At 40.7% G+C, this 24814-nt stretch carries 20 protein-coding genes and 3 riboswitches; of the genes, 15 read left to right on the plus strand and 5 right to left on the minus strand.

The window, feature by feature from the left end:
* Positions 1 to 625 precede the first annotated feature (625 nt).
* Both KSMBR1_RS17940 and KSMBR1_RS17945 read right to left on the minus strand, forming a co-directional pair.
* The gene (locus KSMBR1_RS17940) at positions 626 to 919 is read right to left on the minus strand and encodes a hypothetical protein (RefSeq protein WP_157820715.1); all 294 of its coding nucleotides are present in this window, start codon (positions 917 to 919) and stop codon (positions 626 to 628) included.
* Positions 920 to 1061: 142 nt separating this feature from the next.
* Positions 1062 to 1382: a hypothetical protein gene (locus KSMBR1_RS17945; protein WP_157820716.1), complete on the minus strand. Its 321-nt coding sequence runs from the start codon at positions 1380 to 1382 to the stop codon at positions 1062 to 1064.
* A 592-nt stretch (positions 1383 to 1974) separates the two neighbouring features.
* A riboswitch (cobalamin riboswitch) is annotated at positions 1975 to 2186 on the plus strand.
* 206 nt (positions 2187 to 2392) lie between these two features.
* A riboswitch (cobalamin riboswitch) is annotated at positions 2393 to 2638 on the plus strand.
* A gap of 501 nt (positions 2639 to 3139) precedes the next feature.
* On the opposite strand from KSMBR1_RS17945, the gene KSMBR1_RS17955 reads away from it, so the two are divergent.
* The 6 genes from KSMBR1_RS17955 to KSMBR1_RS17985 all read left to right on the plus strand — a co-directional run bounded on the left by KSMBR1_RS17955 (position 3140) and on the right by KSMBR1_RS17985 (position 12650).
* Positions 3140 to 4150: a carbohydrate porin gene (locus KSMBR1_RS17955; RefSeq protein WP_157820717.1), complete on the plus strand. Its 1011-nt coding sequence runs from the start codon at positions 3140 to 3142 to the stop codon at positions 4148 to 4150.
* A 309-nt stretch (positions 4151 to 4459) separates the two neighbouring features.
* Positions 4460 to 4659: riboswitch (cobalamin riboswitch) on the plus strand.
* A 32-nt stretch (positions 4660 to 4691) separates the two neighbouring features.
* A complete protein-coding gene (locus KSMBR1_RS21285) occupies positions 4692 to 6884 on the plus strand; it encodes a TonB-dependent receptor plug domain-containing protein (protein ID WP_169703506.1) in 2193 nt (730 codons plus the stop codon).
* Positions 6885 to 6947: 63 nt separating this feature from the next.
* Complete coding sequence (locus KSMBR1_RS17970) at positions 6948 to 7334, plus strand: DUF4430 domain-containing protein (RefSeq protein WP_099326561.1); 387 nt, start codon at positions 6948 to 6950, stop codon at positions 7332 to 7334.
* Complete coding sequence (locus tag KSMBR1_RS17975; protein ID WP_099326562.1) at positions 7331 to 11374, plus strand: cobaltochelatase subunit CobN; 4044 nt, start codon at positions 7331 to 7333, stop codon at positions 11372 to 11374. The genes KSMBR1_RS17970 and KSMBR1_RS17975 overlap by 4 nt, the downstream gene beginning before the upstream one ends.
* A 198-nt stretch (positions 11375 to 11572) precedes the next feature.
* The gene (locus KSMBR1_RS17980; RefSeq protein WP_099326563.1) at positions 11573 to 12235 is read left to right on the plus strand and encodes a MotA/TolQ/ExbB proton channel family protein; all 663 of its coding nucleotides are present in this window, start codon (positions 11573 to 11575) and stop codon (positions 12233 to 12235) included.
* A 61-nt stretch (positions 12236 to 12296) separates the two neighbouring features.
* A complete protein-coding gene (locus KSMBR1_RS17985) occupies positions 12297 to 12650 on the plus strand; it encodes a DUF2149 domain-containing protein (protein WP_099326564.1) in 354 nt (117 codons plus the stop codon).
* 224 nt (positions 12651 to 12874) lie between these two features.
* Here KSMBR1_RS17985 and KSMBR1_RS17990 read toward each other — a convergent pair whose 3' ends face one another.
* Both KSMBR1_RS17990 and KSMBR1_RS17995 read right to left on the minus strand, forming a co-directional pair.
* Positions 12875 to 13564 (minus strand): DUF6873 family GME fold protein, encoded by a 690-nt coding sequence (locus tag KSMBR1_RS17990; RefSeq protein WP_099326565.1) that lies wholly within the window; start codon positions 13562 to 13564, stop codon positions 12875 to 12877.
* Positions 13548 to 14618 carry an elongator complex protein 3 gene (locus KSMBR1_RS17995; RefSeq protein ID WP_099326566.1) on the minus strand — a complete coding sequence of 357 codons (1071 nt, stop codon included), beginning with the start codon at positions 14616 to 14618 and terminating at the stop codon, positions 13548 to 13550. Before KSMBR1_RS17995 ends, KSMBR1_RS17990 begins: the two co-directional genes overlap by 17 nt.
* A 627-nt stretch (positions 14619 to 15245) precedes the next feature.
* Here KSMBR1_RS17995 and KSMBR1_RS18000 point away from each other — a divergent pair.
* The 3 genes from KSMBR1_RS18000 to pgeF all read left to right on the plus strand — a co-directional run bounded on the left by KSMBR1_RS18000 (position 15246) and on the right by pgeF (position 16816).
* On the plus strand, positions 15246 to 15611 hold the full coding sequence (locus KSMBR1_RS18000; protein ID WP_157820719.1) for a hypothetical protein: 366 nt from the start codon (positions 15246 to 15248) through the stop codon (positions 15609 to 15611).
* The gene (locus KSMBR1_RS18005; RefSeq protein WP_099326568.1) at positions 15580 to 15804 is read left to right on the plus strand and encodes a hypothetical protein; all 225 of its coding nucleotides are present in this window, start codon (positions 15580 to 15582) and stop codon (positions 15802 to 15804) included. The genes KSMBR1_RS18000 and KSMBR1_RS18005 overlap by 32 nt, the downstream gene beginning before the upstream one ends.
* A gap of 193 nt (positions 15805 to 15997) precedes the next feature.
* Entirely contained in the window at positions 15998 to 16816 is an 819-nt protein-coding gene (gene pgeF / locus KSMBR1_RS18010) for a peptidoglycan editing factor PgeF (protein WP_099326569.1), read from the plus strand.
* A 51-nt stretch (positions 16817 to 16867) separates the two neighbouring features.
* Here pgeF and mtnP read toward each other — a convergent pair whose 3' ends face one another.
* Positions 16868 to 17731 (minus strand): S-methyl-5'-thioadenosine phosphorylase, encoded by an 864-nt coding sequence (gene mtnP, locus KSMBR1_RS18015; RefSeq protein WP_099326570.1) that lies wholly within the window; start codon positions 17729 to 17731, stop codon positions 16868 to 16870.
* Between the two features lie 500 nt (positions 17732 to 18231).
* Between mtnP and thrS the strand changes: the two genes are divergently transcribed.
* The 6 genes from thrS (at position 18232) to pheT (ending at position 24741) form a co-directional block, all read left to right on the plus strand.
* Positions 18232 to 20154: a threonine--tRNA ligase gene (gene thrS, locus KSMBR1_RS18020; RefSeq protein ID WP_099326571.1), complete on the plus strand. Its 1923-nt coding sequence runs from the start codon at positions 18232 to 18234 to the stop codon at positions 20152 to 20154.
* Between the two features lie 42 nt (positions 20155 to 20196).
* Entirely contained in the window at positions 20197 to 20676 is a 480-nt protein-coding gene (gene infC / locus KSMBR1_RS18025) for a translation initiation factor IF-3 (RefSeq protein WP_099326572.1), read from the plus strand.
* A gap of 231 nt (positions 20677 to 20907) precedes the next feature.
* Positions 20908 to 21105 (plus strand): 50S ribosomal protein L35, encoded by a 198-nt coding sequence (gene rpmI / locus KSMBR1_RS18030; protein ID WP_099326573.1) that lies wholly within the window; start codon positions 20908 to 20910, stop codon positions 21103 to 21105.
* A 38-nt stretch (positions 21106 to 21143) separates the two neighbouring features.
* Positions 21144 to 21506, plus strand: coding sequence for a 50S ribosomal protein L20 (gene rplT / locus KSMBR1_RS18035; RefSeq protein ID WP_099326574.1), 363 nt, complete (start codon positions 21144 to 21146; stop codon positions 21504 to 21506).
* 162 nt (positions 21507 to 21668) lie between these two features.
* The gene (gene pheS, locus KSMBR1_RS18040; RefSeq protein ID WP_099327115.1) at positions 21669 to 22685 is read left to right on the plus strand and encodes a phenylalanine--tRNA ligase subunit alpha; all 1017 of its coding nucleotides are present in this window, start codon (positions 21669 to 21671) and stop codon (positions 22683 to 22685) included.
* A 46-nt stretch (positions 22686 to 22731) separates the two neighbouring features.
* The gene (gene pheT, locus KSMBR1_RS18045; protein WP_099326575.1) at positions 22732 to 24741 is read left to right on the plus strand and encodes a phenylalanine--tRNA ligase subunit beta; all 2010 of its coding nucleotides are present in this window, start codon (positions 22732 to 22734) and stop codon (positions 24739 to 24741) included.
* Positions 24742 to 24814: the final 73 nt, after the last annotated feature.

A 24814-nucleotide genomic window follows, 5' to 3' on the forward strand; every position in this document is an offset into this window, starting at 1 on the left:
CAATGGTTTTGTAATATAAGCAAAACAGAGCAGTCAAAAAACATCCTTATAATAACGATAAAACAGTCATTTATAAATAAAAGGGTTTTTCAGTTTTTTCAGACAACTGAAAAACCCTTTTTGAGTATAGTCAAATAAATCTATTTTTCTAAAGACATTACAAGCAGGGAGGTGAAACATTTGTTTGTTTACCGTATAACTCATTCAACAGACCGAAGTTGGCACATGTACAGTATTTTACGTCTCTTCTTATATGCAGGCAAATACTTCGCCCCTGCTTTTTAAAAAGCCAAATTACCGCTAAATTTTTAAAATCAGATTTGGCTGACTATAGATAAGTATGGATTTATTATATATATAAGCAAGTTATGCCCAATTGTAAAACTACGACTACTAAAAACAAACCACAATGACCATTACAGGACAAATAAAAAAAATCACTCTTGAAATTTTAGCGAGCCGGCCAGACGGAATAAGACATTCTGAATTGGGTAGAGCCACACGGACAAACAATCCTTCGTTCAAACCCAACACAATTAACGGAGCGACTTGGGACCTGGACGCAACTTACCCGAAAGAAATTTACAAACCAGACAGAGGCGTTTTCCGCCTAATAAAATTTATTTCATTTTGTTACAAATCTATCCAATGAAACTAATACATCTGAAGCGTCAAGGTTTCCCTTTATTCCTAAGTCCAAAAAAAGATTCATTGTTTCAATCTGGCTCAAATTAAGTAATCGAGCAGCTTCCCTCAGTGTTATCTTGCCTTGCTTATAAAGATTTCCTGTATACGTCTCAAAACCTATTCTTATAAGCTTTCTCCTCGCAGTGGATTCCTCTATCCTCTCTTCTTTTTCAACAAGCTCAATAGCATCCATCATATCTTTAGGTATCCTTATGGATTTTGTTTTCATCATTTTCTCCAATTTTTTAATATTGCCTTTATGGCATTATATTCTTCATTGCTAACAAACGATGATAAACAATCCAATTTATTTTGTGCCTCTTTTATTGTTAATGTGTCTTTTTTCAACAATAAAGCAATAAAAACCGCAGGGGTTATGTATGGGATATCAAGAAACGTAATCTCTTAATAAACCTTTTATCATCGCTACATATTGCTTCGTATCCTCCTTGTTGAAATATTGAAAAAATCGCATCTTCACCCTTTTTAGAGGACAAAGTCATAGTATTTAATTTTATCAGCTTATTTTCTATGTTTTCTTTAATAATTAAAGCATCAATATGTTCCTGGGGATTATAAATAATTTCTTCTTTAACCAGTTGTGGTATTGTAACTGCAAAGTTCTTACATACAACTTCTTTTAATTTTGATTTAGTTAATTTAATAAGGCAATCGGCATCCATTAATAGTTTCATGTGCTACATTGTAATAATTATATTGCATACTGTCAAATTATGTTATGCGCACGGCCGTACGTCTCTACAGGAGGGGATTGAGGGGTGGGTAAAAATGAATGCTGTTGGGTTTGTGGTAACATTTTAGTCTTTTGAAAAACGTATTACCTATAAGCTCCGTAGGAGCAGCCTGTTTGTAGCAAAATAGGATATTATAACAGATATTAGCTCCGTTAGGAGCGACCTGTCTCTTGTAAATCCATATTAAACAGGTCTGCCTGAATATGGACAGGCCGCTCCTACGGAGCTATTTACCTTATTGAATTTTATTGCGCTACAAACAGACCGCCCCTGACGGGGCTACATGGTATTTTTCCTATCCCGGGAATTTTTCAAAAAACTAAAGTGTTACGGTTTGTGTCTTTTATAACCAGAAACCTGTTTGAAGCCTGTCTGCGTGCGGCATGCACAGGCAGGCCAACGATTTCTCAAACAACTATTCATGATAATCAGTAAAACACTGAAAGTATAATACGGCATAATTTAATTTGACAATGTCGTCCCTCAAAAGTATAATCCCACCGAAATGAAATAAGACGTGTTCTTTTTTATAAATAATTGTTTGGTTGCAGGTATTCTTAACAAGCTGCTTGTTAAGAATAAAAGGGAATCCACGCCTCATTTAGTTGAGGATTGGAGCGGACCCGCCGCTGTAACCGGGGACGAACATCATGAAAAGCCACTGGAAAGCCGCAGCTTTCCGGGAAGGTGTGATTAGTAGAATGATCCGGGAGCCAGAAGACCTGCCTGCAATCGCTTCACGATGTCTTCGATGGTAAAGAGGGTGAAGGGTATATATATAATATCAATGCTTGTATTGTATGGGCAGGTTTCAAAACCCGCTCGTACCGATAAAAATAGAAAACCCATATCTTCCGTATCGAGGATATGGGTTTTTTTGTTATTGTTTAAGCATCAGGAATTCATTCTCTTTGTAAGGAGTGTATATGTAGTTAATTGTTTAATGAAAAAATAAATTACCCATTACAGGTGTCCCAATATACCCATTGGGACGAAAAGGGAATCCCAACTCCAACTCATTGTGTCAGAAATGAGGAGTAAAGGGAACGGTACCGCCGCTGTATCCGGTGACGAACGTTGCAAATGCCACTGGTGAACCGCTTCATTAGTTTATACCAATGAGACGGCTTTCCGGGAAGGCGCAATAAGTAGGACGACCCGCTAGTCAGAAGACCTGCCTGTAATGTTTTGCCGAAAACTTCTTCGTCGTAAAGGAGGTGAAGTGTGACGTATGTACTTTAAAGCCCGTCTCTTCCCTGTACGAAGAAACGGGCTTTTTTGTTTTAATCGCCATTGCAAGATGGCGCCGTACAAGCGGAGTTTGTCCGCGCCACCCAACCATATCAATATTAAAAAGCTATATTAAACGTTTAGAGATTTCAAACTGTTCATGTAACGACAAGGCACGCTTTGCCGCTACATTGTTGAAAATCGCCGAAGTCCTTATTAAGAATAGATACTTTAAAAACGCTCGTTCCCAGGCTTCGCAGACTGGGACAAATGAACCTTGTTGTCTCAAAAGTGGGGGCAACTTATCACATTTTGCCTATTTTATGCTTAATTTATTACTGTTTTTCTATTAAAGAGGGAAATTCATATCGTGAAATAGGATAGAATTGCCCATTTGACCCAGTCTGTCCGGCTTGGGAACGTAATTGCATTGGAAGCTCCGCTTCCATGGGGAAAGAAGACTACAAATGAAGTGTTTGCTAATTATGTCAATGATTATTGCTGCGCCTATCTTTTATAGTCATGCCGAACCACTAGAAGCAATAGAATCGATTTCAACGTCAGAAGAAAAAGAAGAAGCAGACGGGATAGATATTTTCGATTGGCCGAAAAAGCAGGATAATCAAGCCGCACAGGAAAAGCGTGTTATCCGCCTTTCCGAAGAGGAAGAAACACAAAAACCTGTAGAAGAAACATATCCCACTGAAGAAAAACGATTTCAAATAGGGGTAAGTAGTACGGCTATTGTTCAACAGATTTTAAGTGGCGGTGAGAAACGGGCGTTTTTTCCGGAAGGCTCGCTGGATTTATTTTGTCTCTACAAACCCTCAGATCTCACAACATTATTTCTGGATTTAGAGGCGATTGGAGGAAACGGGCCTGATGAACATGCCGACAGTCTTTCCGGTCTCAATGATGATGCTGGTGCATTCCGGTACAATAACGGTACTGATCGCTTATCCATTCGGGAGATGTGGTTTGAGACAAAATTGTTCGGACAACAGGTAGCTCTTGTGGCAGGAAAGATAGACTTGACAAACTACTTTGACAGCAATGCCGTAGCCAATGATGAGACAACCATGTTTATAACCAGCGCCTTTGTAAATAATCTTGCATTAGAAGCGCCGCATAACGGACCTGGCGCAGTATCTATCTACGAAATGGAAAACGGCTTGAATTTCCGGTTAGGACTGCAAAGTGCAGATAGTGACAATATGGGACTGGGGATAGGAAAGGGCTTCTACGGAATAGGAGAGGTTGGTTTACACGCCGATAGCCTTTTTGGAAGAGAAGGCAATTATCGCCTTTGGTTTAAAATCAATGGAGACCGGTTCCCATGCGCGAAAAAGACAGCGCAGCTTTTGCCTTTGGTTATTCAAAAGCAGATGATGGGATTAAAGAATCTGCAACCGAGATATACTACCGTTTTGTCCTTAACAGGCACATTGCCATTACGCCACTATTTCAGGCCGTTTTAACCCCGACGGATTAATGGATACTGCTGTTGTGACCTTATTTGGCATACGAACACAAATCGAGTTTTAGTGTCTTTTCAGTAACTTCTTTGCACACTTCCATTCGTCAGTGCGTGCTTTTTGGCAAAATATTTAACTGTTCCTTCTGCTGTAGGCTTGTAGTTGGCAATTGGCAGTCGGCAATTAACAATTGTGAAATTGCCTACTGAGGACTGAGGATTGCCGATTGAGGGCTGAGGGCTGGCAAATGAGCATTTTTACCTTATAACAAAGAAAGGGGGGAAATTCATGTATTAATACTTAAAAATAATAATCTGTATTTATGTGCAAGACGCCAGGGAATCCCATCTCGTTATTTCTGAGCAACGGGAGCTGCCCCGCAACTGTAATCGGAGACGAAATCTGCATAATGCCACTGAAAAGCCGTTTAAAGTAATGAACGGCTTTTCGGGAAGGCGCGGAAAGTAGGATGACCCGAAAGCCAGGAGACCTGTCTTGCACAACTTCTCATACTATTTTTTTCGAGGGAAAAAGGAGAACACGAGTGAAGCACTTGCTAATCATAGTAACAGGTATTTTAGCGCTTGCCTTTTATCAATACCCCGGCGTATCGGCAGCAGGGGAATCAATTCCTGTTTTAAAAGAAGAACAGGAAACAAATGACAGAATACTTACCAAATGGGCGGAAAGGCCGGATAATCAGGCTGCACAAGAAAAGCTTATTATCCGTATCCCGGGAAAGGAAGAGATACCTGAAGTAATAGAAGAAGCATATCCTGCCGATGAATTCAAATCAATTGAAACGATTCAAAAACAACCGGACAATGTGAAAAATATCCCGGAGGAGCCTGAGGTATACCCTTTGCCGTTTGAAGAAAAAATACCGCTATCCCATACCACAATACCTTCGCCGGAAACTCCGAAAGACCCACCGCCAAAGGATGGAAAAGACAGGCAATGTGAAGATGCTAACGATACGGAAGATACCGTAATAACACCGACACGGACGAAACAGTTGTCTAAGAATGTTGGCAGTTCTTTATCAATCATTACACAAAAAGACATTGAGAATAGCAAAGCGCCGCTGTTGCTTGATGTTTTACGTCAGGCGCCGGGGATTGAAGTTACAAGAACTCAGGGGATAGGCGGGACTACAAGCTTGTTCATAAGGGGGGCGTCAGCCGCACATACCCTAGTATTTGTTGATGGTGTCCAAATGAATAGTCCCACATCCGGGGCATTTAATTTTGCGAATCTTTCCACAGACAACATTGAGAGAGTAGAAATTCTGCGCGGACCTCAAAGCACCCTGTATGGCTCTGAAGCGATTGGCGGTGTTGTTAATATTATTACAAAAAAAGGGGCAGGCGATAACAAAGTTAACCTGGGAACCGAGTACGGGATGCGCGATACCTATAGGGAAACTGTTAACGTTTCAGGAGGAAAGGAGAATTTTGATTATTCAGTGGGAGGTTCCTACCTGAAAACCCTCGGAATATCCGCTGCCAGCAGTGGAAGTGAAAAGGACGGTTACAAGAATCTTACCGGTTCTGCACGGCTGGGATGGAATTTCCTGGATAACGGGAGGGTTGATACAACTATAAGGGGGTCTCACTCGGATTTTGAATATGATGCGTTTGTATATGGTGTTGGTGCGGTTGACGACCCTGACAGACGCCAAACTACAGACGAGGTTCTTTTCTCTGCGAAGGCCAGCAAGACTTTTTTTGATATATGGACTCCCTCATTTCTCATCTCAGTTAACGATACAGAACTAAAAGGCTTTGATCCCACGGATGAGTCGGGCAGATTTCGCATTCCTACAAGGGTCTGGCGGGCAGAACATCAATCAGACTTTTTACTCTTTGACGTAAATACGATAACACTCGGTTACGAATATGAAGTGTTGGAAGGTAAAAACGAGGGTAAGTATGACGGGCAAACCTACCGGAACAATGCGGTTTTTCTGCAAAACCAAATAGAATTGTTTGAGTCGTTGCACTGGACAATTGGATTACGCCACGACGACTTTAGCACATTCGGATCTCATCTTACGTATAGAACAACGGCGTCTTATAACATGGAGGAAATTGGCGCCAGACTACATGGTTCATGGGGAAAGGGATTTCGGGCGCCAAGTTTGAATGAACTGATTTACCCATACTACGGGAATCCGCACCTGCGTCCGGAAGAAAGCAAGGGATGGGATTTCGGTGTTGAAAAAGAGATTCTCAAAGACACACTAACCATCGACGTCACCTACTTTGAAAATAACTTTAAAAACCTTATCACTGCCACTGTGCAGCCCGATGGCAGCTACCTGGCAGAAAACGCAGCCAGGGCAGAGTCTCAGGGCATCGAAACCATTCTAACCTATAAACCATTTACTATACTTTCATTCACCGGAACGTACACGTATACAGATACCAGGGACAGAGAAAAAGATCAGCAACTACCCCGCAGACCGGAAAACCGGGCAACGCTTGGGATTAACACCAATCCCATTGAGAAATTAAATATCAACGTAACAGGGATAATGGTAAGGGACAGAATAGACAGCAATGGAACGAAAATGGACAACTACTGGACGGTCAATCAGGCGACTCGCTATGACGTCACAAAGTTTATGGCTGCTTATGTCAGGTTCGAAAACCTTTTTGATTATGACTACGAAGAGGTAACTGGCTTTGGTTCCCTCGGTTTTACAGCGTACGGGGGAGTGGAATTCAAGTTTTAAAATACGGGAATGTAAAAAGAACCGTTTGTTTAATGGATATTAAGATAAGGAGGAGCAGCAACTATGAAACACTTAAGTAGAATGTTAGGAATGTTTGTTGTTTTTGTGCTTTTACCCGCAACGCTTGGCGCTAACCAGAGCATAACGGTAGAAATTGATTATGGAGGGTTACAGCAAAGCCGTAAAGTAGAAACAAAATGGAAACAGGGCATTACTGTATTAGAAGCGCTTCAATCTGTTGCAAAGATTGAAACAAAACAATCTGGCGAATTCATTTTTGTTAATTCTATTGACGGTGTTGAAGGGCAAAGGGGGGATATGGCGTGGTATTACGACATTAATGGTAAACGCGCAACATCTCTTGCCTATAAACGTATTCTCAATGAAGGAGATCGTATGAGATGGGAATATACTAAAGATGTTTGTTCTCCGCGAAGGAGTGAACAATGAAAAAATGTGTGATGATAATCGTATTTACCGTGTTTGTTCTCTATCTTCCTTTTTCTCTCGCGGAAGAAACCAAACCGGTAAAATACACTTTTCTTGTAGGAAACTACCTTACGCCTACGGTCGTTAAAGTGATAAAAGGCATCTGGACAAAATATCCATCTTTGAAAAGCCGGGTAAATTTTGAACTCATTAGTAAGACTGATTTGGATGCTGACTTTGATCCTCATGAGATAGAGGATTCCGACGTCATTGTTATTGACATCATGGGTATACGGATTTCAACTTCAACACAATCGGGTTTTGATGGTGAGGTAATACGGAATGCTATTTCCAATGGAGCGCGTATATTGCCAATTAACAAATCGGCAGGATTAGATAAGGAGTACATTGAACTGGGGTTTACTTATGATGAAGAGTTTCGTTCGTATTTTGATTGCGGAGGGATTGAGAATTTTCAGAATATGGTACTATTCTCCCTGGCAAAATATGTCAATATTTCTGAAATTAAACCGGCGTCACCCATGAAACGGCTGAAAAAAGGTTACTACCACCGCCACATTTCGCAGGAGATGTATTTTGAAGCGTTTGAGGAATACGAAAGTTGGTATATGAAGTCTGGCTATTTTAAGGAAAATGCGCCATGGATCGCAGTTCTGACGTACTCCTCCTTTTGCGAACAAAACCAAAATGGAGTAGAAGATGACATAATTCGCAAACTTGAAGAAAAAGGATTTAATGCATTTGTAGCGTTCGGTTACCCTGAGGGGGCTGTCGCTGAAAAACTATTAGTCGATGACAGAGGGAATTCAAGGGTTTCCGGTATACTTTCTTTTTTATTTCGTTTTTCAGATTTTAAGGCGACGGATTCGCTAGAGAAATGCGGAGTACCGGTAATCAACCTGATTACCGTTTATGGAAAAGACGGAAAAACGTGGGAGAACGATCCGGAAGGTTTAAGTTCCCTGGAAGTAAGCTGGCAGTTAGCCATCCCAGAAATTGCCGGTCTTATCCAACCTACGGTCGTTTCATATCGTATTCGTGAAAAAGACGATGAAACGGGATTTTTTATCGAGCAACGAAAATCCATACCTGAGCGTATTAATCGGGCTGTCGACCGTATAAAAGCATGGATCAATTTACAAAGAAAAAATAACTCCGATAAAAAGGTGGCGATATTCTACTGGAACTATCCGCCGGGAAAACAGCATATCGGCGCCAGTTATCTTAACGTCTTTGCCAGTATTGAAAATGTCTTAAAGATGATGAAGGAAAATGGATATGATGTAGGCAATGAAACAATTGATAAAGAAATACTCCTTGAAAATTCTCTGAGATTCGGGAGAAACGTGGGAAATTGGGCGACAGGCGAACTTGATGAGATGGTAAAAAACGGGAAATGTGTATTGCTGCCACTGGAGGAGTATCAAAGATGGGCGAGGAATTTACCTGCGGATTTTATAAAAGACGTCAATAAGGATTGGGGAACAGTTGAAGAATCCAATGTGATGATGTGGACTGACCCGAAGCAAGAGAAAAAATATATGGTTATTCCTGCAATACAACGTGGAAACGTTGTTATCCTCCCGCAGCCGGTAAGAGGCTGGCTGCAAGATAAAGAAACCATGTATCATAGCAAAGATCTGTCGCCTCACCATCAGTATTTAGGGGCATATTTATGGCTGAAGTATGGCTTTGGCGCAGATGCGGTAATTCATTTCGGCACACACGGCACACATGAATGGCTGCCTGGGAAAAGCAACGGACTTTCAGGTGATGACCCGCCGGAGGTGTTGATTCAGGATTTGCCGGTCATTTATCCTTACATTGTAGACGATGTTGGTGAAGGGCTTGTGGCTAAACGACGGGGATCAGCCGTCGTCATAGACCATATGATTCCACCTTTAAAAAAAGGCGGACTCTATCATGAATATGCAGAGCTTGAAGAACTGATCGGCGACCACGACCTGGCTCTTGAACAGGATGCCGCACTTGCAAGGCAATACATGGAAAATATCATAAAAAAGATTAAAGAGCTGGGAATCGAGAAAGACATAGAAATTGGTGAGTGCCTGAATATTGATACCCATAGCGATGTCCAGCATAAGTTTGATCATGAAGTCATTCATAAAATAGGGGAGTATCTTCAGGAACTGAAGCAGCTTAATATGCCTTACGGATTGCATACATTCGGCAATGCGCCTGATGAATCGCTTCGTTCGTCTACCATTCAGGCGATAAAAGAAGTTGTCAAAGACATTCCTGCCGCTGAACTGGACAAAAATATTCAGGAAGGGGCAAGGCGGGAATTGTCCAGTATGATCAAGTCCATGAATGGGCAATATATACCAACAGGAACGGGAAATGACCCCGTAAGGAATCCGGGTTCTCTACCAACAGGGAAAAACTTTTATGCCTTTAATCCGGATAAAATTCCAAAAAAAGAGGCGTGGCAGGTGGGCGTTAAACTGACTCAGGAGCTACTCGATAATTATAGGGCAAAAAATGACGGGAAATACCCCGAAAAACTTTCATTTGTTATCTGGGGTACGGAAACGATACGCCATGAAGGAGTACTGGAATCTCAGATACTCTATTTGTTAGGAGTTGAGCCTATCTGGAATGAATGGGGGAAGGTGACAGGCATTAAAATCATTCCTAAAGAAAGGCTGGGCCGTCCGAGAATTGATATAGTCGTTTCTTCTGCCGCAGAAGAGATGTTTGGACAGTTGACCCAATACATCGACCAGGCCGTTCAAATGGTAAAGATGCTTGATGAGGAAGATAATTGGGTTCGGCAACATATCGGGGAATTAACTAAAAAATTAATTAAACAAGGCTTGCCTCAAAAGAAGGCCGAACAATACGCGGCTATTAGAATCTTTGATGAAGCCCCTGGTCGTTATGATTTGAATGTTTCAAGAATCGTGAGCGCAAGTGGAAGTTGGGAAGATGATTCTGTAGTAGCGGATGAATATCTGAAACGGATGAGTTGTGGGTATGGGAACGGTTTATGGGGAGAACCGATGGAAGATGTCTACAAAATGGTGTTAAGCGGAACAAGGATGGTTGTTCACAGCCGTTCTACCAATCTGTACGGAACTGTTGATAATGATGACTTTTTCATGTACGCAGGAGGACTTACCGCTGCAATCAGGGAACTGGATGGAAAGTCACCTGAATTGGTCGTTACCAATATGATGAATCCGGCCAAACCGGAAATGACCCCGATCGACAGGATGATGGGTATGGAGTTACGCTCACGCTATTGGAATCCGGAATGGATTGAAGGAATGAAGAAGGACGGTTTTGAAGGGGCAAACAAGATGGCTGAATTTATTGAAAACATGTGGGGCTGGCAGGTCACCGTCCCAGAGACAATAGACGCTGCCCGTTGGGAAGAGACGTTCGAGGTCTATGTCGAAGACAAATACGGAATGGATTTAAAGGAATTTTTCAACAAGAAAAACCCATACGCTTATCAGGCTTTAACAGCCAGAATGCTGGAGACGATACGAAAGGGATACTGGCAGCCGACGGAAAAAGTCAAACAAACCCTGGCGAAGGAATATGTAAAAACAGTAATAGAACACGGTGTAGCCTGCTGTGAGCACACATGCAATAATTCAGCCTTCCAGCAATATGCAACGGATATTTTGAATACCCCTGGTCTCGCAAATCCTGATGCCATGATTCAGTATGCAGAAGTCTTAAAAACAGCTACCGGTAAGTCACTAAACGAAAGAAAGGCAGAGATGGGCAGGATTGCGTCTATGCCAAAACCTGTCCCCGGAAGTATTGAACAGAAAAAGAATACTGGACAAACACAGGAGAAAGAAAATATTGAAAAAACCGATGAATGGAAATTGGAAAACGATGTTTTTGAAAATACCGAAATAGTTAAAGGGATGGAGATAGCAGAGGTAAAAACGAACGAAGACAAAATAATCCTTAATCAATCAAACAGGCTTTGGGTTGGTATTGCAGTTGTATTGGGAGGCATCGGTTTTTTCGTTTATGGATGGACAAGGAAAAGATTTTAACAAAAGGATTAAAAATATGAACCCTATCGACCTATCTATCTGCGGGTTCAAGTTTGTAACTTGAACCCAACGTTTTATATTGTAGATTTAACCATCGATTGTATATGGCGCTACTATCAATATTAAATTATGGGTTCAGGTTGGAAACCTGAACCCGCCAGGATCTGAATCGACCTGGGATGTATTTCAGGAGAAAATATGAAACTAATTAATCTATTGCAAAGTATTCTTTCTGTGATTTCATCAGCGATGCTCTATCCCGTCATGATTCTATTGATCGTTCTTTTTGTATGGATGATCATAACCACAGGAGAATTTTTTTCGGAATACCGGAAGAGAAAGAAACATACCCTTAAACGGGAAATGAAAGAATTAATTGAATCACTCATCGAATCATTATCTCAAAAAAAACCGGAGATATCCCCTTTTTTAAAAAGAGAAATGCCTGCTTACTTCAGGGAATTTCTAGGGGAATTTATCGATGAGTTAAAGGGGGATAAGGATGCCAGGGGAATTCGTATTGAATATCTGCTGCAAAGCAAGGAACAAAAAATGGCCAGGAGTTTAGATAAACTACGGCTCATGGTCCGTATAGGCCCCACCCTTGGATTAATGGGAACCATAATTCCTATGGGTCCTGCCCTGTCCGCTTTGTCAAAGGGCGACCTTGAAATGTTATCAAGCAATATCATTATTGCCTTTACCACAACCGTAGTGGGATTAGCGATTGGGATTACTGCCTATTTTCTTTCGATGATGAAAAACAGGTGGATTCATGAGGATATAAAAAACATTGAGTATTTTACTGAAGGTATTATGAAAAATAAGGAGGAGCCAACCACTGGTGGTTTTGGAGGATAAACAGAAGGAATAGCGAAGGTTTCCCCCTTTTTTTGTCCCGCCTCGGTGAGCTGTTATAGAAATGAAATATCTGAAAAAAAGACGTATGGTTATAGGAAAGGAAGCAGACCTCCATCAGGAAGACCCCATGTCAGGCGTGGCAAGTCTGTTTGATGTGGGATTAGTATTTATTGTAGGCCTTATCGGCGCCTTAATCAGCGCTTACAGCCTGCTTGATTTCCTCCAGCCCAAAACAGAAATCACGATGGTCAGGAAAAACGACAATGGCCAGGTAGAGATTGTTACAAAAAAGGGTAAACAGGTAAAAATTGAAAAAGTTACCGGTAAGCAATTACAAGGAGAAGGTGCCCGGCTCGGGATAGCATATCGGTTAAAAGATGGAAAAGTAATCTATGTGCCAGAGGGGTCTGAATAGGTAGCACTTTACTTTTCAAAAATCTAAACTGTTACGGATTTTGTGATTTGGGCATTGGAATTTTACCGCAGTACATGGTCCCATTATCCGCATAAACTCATGGGTTCAGGTTTACAAACCTGAACCCGTCGGGAGTCGTGTAATGTTTACACTGAATAGTTAGCTTATATCTTTTCTTTGCACCCTCTACCGCCTCAGCGATAAATCTTGTATTTTCTCCCAACTCAAACAAAGAATATACAACCACTATCATATAAATATTCATCGGAAAGGCAGACAATCTCAAGACCAAGATTCAATAAGTGTTCTTTTAATAGCTGCCCGTCCGCGTGCAGCCCGATATTTCCATTAAAAAATATGCTTTTCCCCAACACTCCTGCTGCGCCTCCGATAAAGCCGTTTTTATGATTCCGTATGCGTATTTCTTCGGGGTTAAAATAAAAACAGGAAAATCCCTTTCCCAACAATACCTTTTCTATTCCCCTGTCAGAGGTGACATAGTTGTTTCCGTACAAATGGACAAGGCTGCATCGTGTATAGGCCTGAGGCAATTGAATAAACTCTTTCTCTCTGTTTATTTCTAAAATTATCGGGTCAGTATATCCATGTTTGTGAAATAAGAAATCAGGCGTACCAAGGCAGTTATATTGGACGCTGTTGCCGGGATCATTTCCTACATCCATTTTTCCTTTTAGATAGGCAATACTATGGCGCTCTAAAAATTCGAATAACCCAACTGGTGCATTTGGAGCAACCACAAGGTGGTCGTTATCCTGGTAAAGGAAAATATCCGGATGCCCCGAAATGGAATCGTACGTCAGTCCGTTCGTTTGAAACGCAAAGACGCCTTCAACGTATCCCTTTAACGTGGAGATCACCCTTTTCGACGATCTGGAATCAATTATCGCAAACATCTATTTGATACCGAGAAAAAGTATGGTTACCTGTGAACTGAACAGTATACCCCCTTGATTGTAATTGCGCCTTGTTGGCCTGCTTGTACCCTATGGCATAATGTATCTGCTTATCGGAAACAGATATCCTGATGTTACTTGATGTATTTTCTTTCAATTTGGCATGAATGATCTCTTCCCATATCTTTGTCATAACCATTTCCTTAAAAGCAGGGTGAAATGGCCCGTCTATCAGGGATTTTCCGGCAACGAGTTCATCGGACGGATGCAGTCCCATCCGTATGACGGATACGTTGTTACTTTCAAATATACGCACAAGATCCTTTGTCCACACTACCGCCTGTTCAAGTGATAACGGAATATACTTCCCCTCCCGATACCGCTTTTCCAGGGCGGTTCCCTTCACAATAATTGCAGGATAAATTCTCGTATTACGGGCGCCGAATGAAACGATATCGTTGGCGGTTTGAATGGATCGTTTGTAACTGTCTTCCGGCAGGCCTATCATCATCTGAAGACCAAGTTCGAAACCATATGTGCGGATCATCCGGGAGGCATTTTGAATATCTTCGCGGGTATGCCCGCGTCCTGATTGATTTAAGACCTTCTGGCTGGTTGACTGCGCACCCAGCTCAATGGTAGTTACGCCGTATTTCTTCAGCAATTCAAGGATGGTTTCATTGATATAGTCGGGTCTGGTTGACAATCTGATGCCCGATACCTTCCCGTTTTTTACAAACCCGTAGGCCTCTTTCAAATACTGTTCCTGAAGATCAACAGGTATCCCCGTAAAACTTCCGCCAAAAAAGGCGATGTTTATGATTCTGTTTTCGGGTATTGTTTCAAGGTATTGCGCGACAATATGCCGAATCTCTTTTGGCTGCGGGATGGAATACGTTCCGCTTATTTTCGCCTGATTGCAGAAGACACATTGGTGTGGGCAGGCAAGCTCCGGGATGAATATAGGTATATTAGAATATTTTTTCACGATAACCTCGCAAAAGTGTATCATAATGTTTACCATACCATTATTTAATAGTATAGGAATTTTCATTTTTTAATGTATGTTTGCGGGCAAGTGTTGTTGTAACATATTTATTTGTTAGCGGATATGATAGCCGCCACATGTAGTGGCGAGGCGTGCCTTGCTACGACATTAAATGTTTAGCGATTTCAATATTTTAAGTTAAGCAATGAATAAACCCACCCCTCAATCCCCTTCTGTTAAGGGTTGACAAAATTGTGGATGAAGGAATGTTTGCGCTTACAGGCAAAAAAACCACTAAAGACGCCTGACGCTGTTTTTTTATACACCGGGGAGGGTGTTGTACTTATGTTTATACACATCTTTTTCGTTTCCCTAGAGTCATTGTGGCGAGGGAGAAGATACATTAAGAAATTTAGCTGGGCACAGAAACACTGAATAATTATAATCATCTCTTTTGAGTAAATACAAACTGTATTACAAGGAGATGACGGATGAATAAAGGAATACCAGAGTGATTATGCGGAAGGCCGTTTATCCACGACGCCCTTCAGGCAATCATGGAGGAAGTTCAAGGCGGGTATAGTTTATCGAGGATGGAAATAGCCAGACGTGTTTGTAGTCGGTTAAATTGGGGCAATGCGTTAGGGGGCAGCCGCAATTAATGAGTTGTCGGGTAGGGCTATTACGGTTGCATTGTTTAGGCTTGATAGAATTACCACCGCCGCTGACGCGCAATGGGAATGGCCAAGGACTGGTGCGGCAAAAAGCAAAGCTTCCGCTGCTAAGCGTATTGGAGACGGACATTCAAAGCCTGACGGATTGGTTTTTTTCAACCACGTGACTCTTGCTGTTACGCCAGAGCGTCTTTGTCTGGGCGTGTTAGACGCAGAACTGTGGGTGCGCGACTTTGAAGACCGCGATAAAAATGACAAGCGAAAACAAAAGCCTATCGGGGAAAAGGAAAGTTATCGTTGGCTGGAAGGTTGCCGTAGAGTCTGTGAGTTAAGCGAACAACTCACCCGGCACAATGCTCGTAAGCATTTCAGATCGGGAAGGTGATATCTACGAATGGCAGATAGAGATATATTTTAAAGTATTAAAGAGCGGTTGCAAGATAGAAGAGCGCCAATTGGAGACAGCGGAGCGTATCAAGCCGTGTATTGCTCTTTATATGATAGTGGCATGGCGGGTATTGTTTGTTACCATGTTTGGAAGGGAATGCCCGGATTTGCCGTGTACAGCGCTTTTCTAGGATGATGAATGGAAACTCGAATCGCCTTAAACGCCAATACCTACAAGGCTTTCACGGTAATTAATATTGGTTATTATAGTTTATAATAAGTAAATAAACTGAATCATTTTGTACACATTGTATTGTTTTTGCCAAAAGAGGAAACACGGGCGAAACAATTATTTTCCCCAAACTATTTTCAAACTGGTTTTTTATGATTGAAAAAAAAACAGACTTAATAACCACGTGTTTTTTTCAGAATTTATTGGAATATAGCGAAATTAGCCATTTTATAACTACCAGGATGGATGGTTATAGTCATAATCCTTATAATTATCTAAACCTAGGGTTTCACGTAGGCGATGATTCAAATACTGTTGTAGAAAATAGAAAACGGCTGGCAAATTCAATGGGCATTCCGCTGGAAAATTTTACCACATCACAACAGATACATACGGATAATATCGAGATTATATTGGAGAACCGCCGTGGTTGTGGGGCTAATGATTATAAAACGGCAGTAGCTGCGACGGATGCAATGGTAACTTCTGTTCAAAATATTTGCCTTATGGTGCTCGTAGCAGATTGTGTGCCTGTTCTTTTTTTTGATGTGAAGAAAAAAATAATTGGGTCTGTACATGCGGGGTGGAAGGGAACTGTTCATCGGATATCGCAAAAAACAGTGATGTTGATGAAAGATAAATTTGGGAGTTCGGGGGATGATATCCTTGTAGGTATTGGCCCTTCAATAGGGCCGTGTTGCTACAAGGTAGATATAGCGACAATCGTTAAGAGTAATAACGATTTAAAAGAGAAAAGTGATATAGTTTTACATGAAAAACATGATGGCAAAGGGCATTTTGATTTATGGACAACGAACAAATTACAGCTTATAAAAATGGGTATTCCGGAGAAAAATATAGAAATAGCTGAAAGGTGTACTTCCTGTAATAATGCCCTTTTTTATTCATATCGAAAAGAAAATGGGAGAACAGGAAGATTTGGTGTGGGGATCATGCTCAGGAGTAAATAACACTCCGGGCCTTTTTCTCACCCACGCCATAGCAAGATATGCGGTATTGCACTACCTTAAATATTTACCAAAAACAACCTCTAATTTCTTTTTCGTCTCTTCTGGAACAATGTCCTTATTGGTAATAATAGCATCCTTTGCCGCAGTAGCGCAAATACATGTCCTACTTTGCTTAATTTTGGGAATAGCTATTTTGAGTATTTTTTTTGCCATTTCCGCATTTTTGTTAAGATTTGAGATAACCATTTCTAATGTAACGTGATCTTCTTCCTCATGCCAGCAATCATAATCTGTAGCCATTGCAAGTGTACTGTAACATATTTCAGCTTCTCTGGCTAATTTCGCCTCTTGGAGATTAGTCATGCCTATAACGCTTACACCCCATTGGCGATACACATGTGATTCTGCGCGTGTAGAAAAAAGGGGTCCTTCCATGCATAAATACGTGCCACCTTTATGTACACGGGCGTTCACGGATTTTGCTGATTCATGTAATAGTGTGGCAAGGTTATTGCAAACAGGATCGGCGAAGCTTACATGGCCTACAATGCCATTGCCAAAGAAAGTATTTATTCTACCACGGGTTCTGTCAAAAAACTGGTCAGGGATGACGATATCTAAAGGCTTTATTTCTTCTTTCATACTTCCTACAGCGCTTACGGCAATAATATGCCCAACGCCCAGCCTTTTCATTCCATAGATATTCGCCCTAAAATTGAGTTCAGAAGGCAATATAGTATGTCCCTTTCCATGTCGTGGTAAAAAAGCGACCCTTTTTCCTTCTAAAATTCCTAAAGTAAAATTATCGGAGGGTTTGCCGAATGGAGTATCGATAGACAAAGATTCTACGTCGGTGATGCCTTCGATATCGTAAAGTCCACTCCCACCAATTATTCCAATCGTTTGTTCCTGCATTTAATATTTCTCCTTGTACATTATCTGTGTAAAGTAAAAGTGAGATTATGCTAAAATTATGTTGCCGGTGTCAATACATAAAATTTAGGAATAATTATTCTGCGTCGAATATTTTTGGCATAAATCTGACATAAATAAAGATCCTCTTTTCTTTGAAGGCTATCATTACATTATTGAGTTATTTTTAGGGGACAAATTACTAAAATACTATCGATGCGTAAGAATAGCGCGGCATGATTCATTTGCGTTAAATAAAACAGTAGAAAACACTTGAAAACCAAATATGAAATCAATTAAACTATAAAAGTTTTTGCGCCTCATTGCACTGGCAAGCGGTAAAATTGGGTAACTACATCTTTATGATACGTTATTTTTTGAAAAATAACCCTTGGAGGATTAAATATTAATAGCATACCTATTATTTAATTTTTTTATAATCGTAACATTTTTATTAGTAATGTATTAAGTTAATTCTTTGCTTTCAAAATAAAATAGAAAATATGGTTAAAGTAACATTACCTGACGGAACTAAAAAGGATTTCGAAGATAATATAACTATTGGTGAGGTCGCAAGTAACATAAACAGCAAGATGGGAGGGATCGCATTGGCTGCGAGGGCGGACGGAGTTCTGGTAGACCTTAATTATCCTATAAAAGATGATATTTCTCTTTCTGTTATTACGGAAGAAACACAGGAGGGACTGGAAATAATACGCCACAGTACAGCGCATATTATGGCGCAGGCGGTTTGCAGACTTTTTCCTGGGGTAAAGCTTGGGATAGGTCCTACTATCGAAAACGGATTTTATTATGACTTTGACTGTCCTAACCATTTTACCACAGAAGATCTGAAAAAGATCGAAGATGAAATGTTAAAAATCATAAAGGAAGATATTCGTTTTGAGAGAACAGATATGCCCCGGGAGTTAGCAGTAAAAGAAATGGAAAAAAGCGGACAACCGTATAAAGTGGAACTCATAAGAGACATTGAAGACGATACCGTTTCTTTCTACCGCCAAAATGAATTTATTGACCTATGTCGTGGACCTCATATTCAAAAGACGGGCAGGGTGAAATCTTTTAAACTCCTCAGTGTTGCAGGCGCTTATTGGCGTGGGAAAGAAACGAATTCTATGTTACAGCGTATTTATGGCACAGCGTTCTTTACCAATGAGGATCTTAAAAAATACTTAAAGATGCTGGAGGAGGCTGAAAAGCGTGACCACCGGAAAATTGGCAAAGATTTGGATCTTTTCAGCTTTCATGAAGACGGCGGAGCTGGGCTTGCGTTCTGGCACCCTAAGGGCGCTAGAATGAGAAGCATCATTGAGGATTTTTGGAGACAAGAACATTTCAGGAGAGGGTACGAAATACTTTACAGTCCGCACATAGCAAAGATCAATCTGTGGAAGACGAGCGGCCATTGGGATTTTTACCGGGAGAGCATGTATTCACCTATCGATGTTGATGGACACGAATACATATTGAAACCAATGAATTGCCCTTTTGCAGTGCTTATATATAAAACAAAGCTGCACAGTTATCGCGATTTACCGTTACGATGGGGTGAATTGGGGACGGTATACCGGTATGAAAGATCCGGTGTATTGCATGGTTTATTACGTGTGCGGGGTTTTACCCAGGATGATGCGCACATATTTTGTACCCCTGATCAGTTAGAACAGGAAATTTTAGAGGTAATTAAGCTGGCGCAATTTATGCTGTCGAGTTTTGGGTTTAATGAGTATGAGATCGAATTGAGTGTTCGCGGAAAAGGTGAAAAAGAAAAGTATATCGGCAGGGATGATGTGTGGGATCATGCAGAAGATGCGTTAAAAATTGCGCTTGAGAAAACAGGGTTACATTACACGCGTATGGAAGGAGAGGCGAAATTTTATGGTCCTGCAATCGACATAAAGGTAAAGGATGCTATCGGAAGAGGATGGCAAGGCCCTACGATACAGGTAGACTTTAATCTTCCGGAAAGATTTGACGTCAATTATGTGGGTTCCGATGGTTATCATCACAGGGTTGTGATGATCCATCGTACGGTCATGGGTGCGATGGAACGATTTATTGGATGCTTAATTGAACATTTTGCAGGAGATTTTCCTCTGTGGATTGCGCCTATACAAATGAGAATATTATCGATAACAGACGCACAAATAGATTATGCGAAGAAATTGCAAACTGAGTTGCTTTTAAAGAATTTTAGGGTAGAATGCGATATTGGCAACAACAAAATTGGTTATAAAATCAGAGAAGGCACGTTACAAAAAATTCCTTACTTATTGATTGTTGGCAATAAAGAAATGGAAGAAGGATTAGTAGCTGTTCGTAGCAGGAAGAATGGGGATGAAGGGGCGCTTCCTGTTCGGGACTTTATTAGCAAAGTTGAGGAGGAGGTACGGGGGAAAAAGTAATCTTAATTATGGAGGAGAACATATATTTCACAGATATTAAGGATTAACGAGCGCATCCGTGTTCAAAAAGTGAGGCTGATTGACGAAAATAGTGAGCAAGTTGGGATAGTCAGCATAGATGAAGCGCTTGGACGGGCAAAAAGTGTGGAGATGGACTTGGTAGAGGTTGCTCCTGAAGCAGACCCTCCTGTTTGCCGGCTCATGAATTACGGCAAGTTTAAATATAAGCAAAAGAAGAAGAAAACGCAAAAACAGCGAGTGGTTCAGTTGAAGGAATTAAGAATCAGGCCCAAAACAGGTGGACACGATATACAGACAAAAATCCGGCAGGCACGTAAATTTTTAGAAAATAAAGATCGGGTGCTTGTAATGATGCTTTTTAAAGGGCGTGAACGGGCTCATTCCGATATGGGTGATAGTGTTTTAAATCAATTTGCCGTAGAACTGGAAGATATTGCCAAGGTAGAGAAAGACCGCATTTCTGATGACAGAAGGATGGGGATTATTTTATCTCCAAAGTAAAATAAAAAATGGTATATACTGCGAGGGTTCACAAATAGGGAGCTCCCGATTTGCATATTTGGCTTAACATTGACAGGTTGCTACGCGCAGGCAGATGCATATTTTATACGAGGAAACATCTTGTCCGTAGCTACAACTGTATTTTTTTGTGATTTTTCAAAAAACTAAAGTGTTAAAAAAACTTTAATAGAGAAGAATGGGATTTTTAGTATTTGATAGAGGAAAGCACACATGCCAAAATTAAAACCACACAAAGGCCTTAAAAAAAGAGTGAAAATTACCGCAAATGGTAAAGTAATGAGGTCAAAAGCCGGGAAGAGTCACTTAATGTCTGGAAAATCGGGAAGAAGAAAACAACGGCTTAGAAAGAAGATTGAAGTATCTCCGGGTTTTAGCAAGAATATAAAGAGAGCAATGTTAGAAGAATAAATTACGCGTTTTATTGTTTTTTTTGAAAGAGAAGTAATATGAGAGCTACAAATGGAAGTGCAAAAAAAAGATCCAGAAAGAGGCTGTTAAAAAAGACAAAGGGATACTGGGGCGGCAGAGGTAATTTATATAAAAAAGCCATCGAGACGTATATTCGCGCGATGGCATACTCTTTCAGGGATAGAAAAGTAAGGAAGCGGGAGTTTCGGAGTCTTTGGATTACAAGAATTAATGCGGCTGTCCGTGAGCATGGGATTTCATACAGCCGTTTTATCCGTGGGCTAACGGTTGCTAAATTGGATATAAACAGGAAGATGTTGGCGGAGATGGCGGTTAATGATAAACCTGCCTTTGCTAATTTAGTGGAGATGGTAAAAGGAAAAGTAGGGGCGTCTCTATAATTTCACCATACATTCACGGTTTAAAACCTCCCATTATAACTCCAGGAAACATTTCTTCCATAATACAACAGAAATTAGTATAAATAAGGCACGCTTATTCCTTGCAAAATACAATGAATGGGCGTGCCTGTGTTTTTTATAAACATTAGGAAATTATTCATTATGCCGGAAAAAATACAAGATGCCCAAAAAATGTTTCATAATGAAGTTGGCAAGATAAAAACACGGCAAGAGGCAGAGCAGCTTAGTGTGAAATATATTGGCAGGACCGGAATAGTCAGTGAATTAATGAAAGTCATACCAAAACTACCTGTGGATAAACGTGCCTCTTATGGAAAACAGGTTAATGCTCTAAAAGATGAAATGTGCAGGACGCTTACCGATTTAATAAACAGCTTGTCTTTGGATAAAAAACCTGCAAACAAGAAAGAGTTTTTTGATGTTACATTGCCGGGAAAGCCAGCGGATGCAGGCAAAAAACACCCTATCACCCAAACTATCGATGATATCAAGGACGTTTTTGCCAGATTGGGGTTTGAGGTCGCTTACGGACCTGAAGTTGAGTTGGAGTATTATAACTTTGATGCACTGAACATTCCTTCCGACCATCCTTCCAGAACGGATTTTGATACGTTCTATATAAAGGAAGATGTATTGTTGCGGAGTCAAACATCCACCGTTCAAATTCGCATTATGGAGAAGCAAAAACCGCCGGTTCGTATCATTGCGCCTGGCGTCGTTTACCGACCGGACACGGTAGATGCGCGTCATTCCTTTATGTTTCACCAGGTGGAAGGCTTGTTGGTGGATGAAAACGTAAGCTTTGCCGACCTGAAAGGCACGCTGAATCAATTTATAAAATCTTATTTTGGGCAGAATGTTCAAATGAGGCTCCGCCCTTCATTCTTTCCTTTTACGGAACCTAGCGCCGAGGTGGATATTTCCTGTTCTCTATGCAATGGCAAAGGATGCAGCGTATGCTCATATAGCGGATGGGTGGAAATCTTAGGGGCAGGAATGGTTGACCCTAATGTGTTTGAGGCCGTTCATTATGATGCAGAAAAATATACGGGTTTTGCGTTTGGATTGGGAGTGGAAAGAGTCGCCATGTTAAAGTATGGCATAAATGATATTCGTTTATTTTATGAAAATGATATACGTTTTCTTTCTCAATTTTGAATAGGATTTATACCTTTTTATAAGATTAAAATGAGAAAAGAGTGTTATGAAGATTAGCTATAGTTGGTTAAAAGAGTACGTTTGCTTTGATTTGTCTCCCAAAATGCTCGCAGATAAATTGACCAGCGCCGGATTGGTGGCGGCAGGCATTGAACCTTTTGGGGATGACTACTGCATTGACCTGGAAGTTACTGCTAATCGTTCTGATTGCATGGGAATTATCGGCATTGCAAGAGAAGTGGCAGCTATTACAAAAGGAAGCCTGCAACTGCCATGCACGGATATTTCCCGTGAAGGTGATGGTGATATCTCTCAAAATGTTAAAGTAGATGTTAAAGAGCCGTTGCTGTGTTCACAGTATACAGCTCGTGTGATACGTAATATAATGGTGAAACCGTCTCCGGAGTGGTTGCAGAAAAGACTGAAATGCATTGGGCTTCGTCCTGTTAATAATATTGTGGATATAACAAACTATGTAATGATGGAGTCGGGACAGCCCCTTCACGCATTTGATTTGGATAAGGTGTCAGGCGGACAAATACAAGTAAGGAAGGCGGAGAGCGGGGAAGAGATCGTTGCAATCAATGGCGCCAGACGTGTACTCTTTCATGACATGCTTATTATTGCTGATGAAAAGAGGCCGATCGCAATAGCCGGCGTAATTGGGGGAAAGGAAACGGAGGTAACAGATGTTACAAGAAATATTCTTATTGAATGCGCCCGATTTGAGCCGAGACAGGTGCGGCGTACTTCCAAATCGTTGGGAATTGTTTCTGATTCTTCCTGTCGTTTTGAAAGAGGTGTTGACCCATTGGGCTTAGATTTTGCGTCAAAAAGGGCAGCAAAACTAATCATTGAGCATGCAGGCGGTGAAATGTGCAAAGGTATTATAGACGTTAGTGCAAATCGAATTGAAGCGAAAAAGGTAGTGCTTCGTATAGAAAGAGTAAAAAAGATTTTGGGAGTGGATATAAACAGAGATGTAATACTGGATATTCTAAGGAGTTTGCAGTTTAAAATTCTTAATTGTGCTGATACCTTTATTGATGTTGAAATTCCAGGTTTTCGTGGTGATGTGTCACGTGAAATTGATCTTATAGAAGAAGTGAGCAGGATTTATGACTATAATAATATTCCAGCCAAAACATCAATAGGCATTCGCGGCAGTAAAAAGAGTAAATACGAGATTGTAGAAAATCTTATTCGCAATAATTTAACAGGATTAGGATTTTATGAGACGAAGACCTTTAGTATCGTTAATCATGCTTTTTTGAAGGGAGTGAATCTCTGGTCGGGTGAAGATGTTGTTGAAATAGCAAATCCTTTGCGACAGGAGGAAAGTATCTTACGTACCTCGTTATTGCCCAGCCTGGCAAAAGTCAAGATACATAATGCAAATCATGCGTGCGAGAAGGTAAAACTCTTTGAAATAGCAAAAATTTATCTTAAAGGAGAAAAATTACCACACGAAAAGGTCGGTTTGTCACTATTAGATTCCGCAGGGTTTTTTGAGGGAAAAGGGATTGTTCAATCACTTTTAAAAAATCTTAAAATACATGAAAAATGTGAGTGGGTAGCGTTCCATGAGAAAACGAGGTTATTTAATAATGAAAAGGCAGCGAAAATTTTAATGGACGGCAAAACCCTTGGCTATATTGGCGAGGCAAGTAAGGAATTGGGCTTCAAAACGTTGTGTACTCTGATAGAGCTGGACGTAGATGCCTTAGTTGAAAAAGCTCATTTTGATAAAAAATATTGCGAACCTTCTCCTTATCCAATGGTTAAGAGGGATTTTGCGATAGTTGTTGATGAAGAAAAAACGTGGGCGTCCATAGAAGATTGTATTAATGGCGCAAATATTTCCATCGTAAAAGAAGTAAATTATTTTGATATATACAGGGGAAAACAAATTCCCGAAGGAAAAAAAAGCATTGCATTTAATCTCTGTTTCCAATCTTACGAAAGAACTCTAAAGAGCGAAGAGGTTGATGATGCGTCGGCTGTAATACTTGACGCTTTGTATAAAAAATTAGGGGCTGAATTGCGCACACAGTAAAATGTACGCAGGGAAGAACTGCTAAATTGATAAAAAGTCAAGCACAGTAGCTTATACTTTGTGTTGACTTTTA

The organism is Candidatus Kuenenia stuttgartiensis (assembly GCF_900232105.1).
GTDB classification, from domain to species: Bacteria; Planctomycetota; Brocadiia; order Brocadiales; family Brocadiaceae; genus Kuenenia; species Kuenenia stuttgartiensis_A.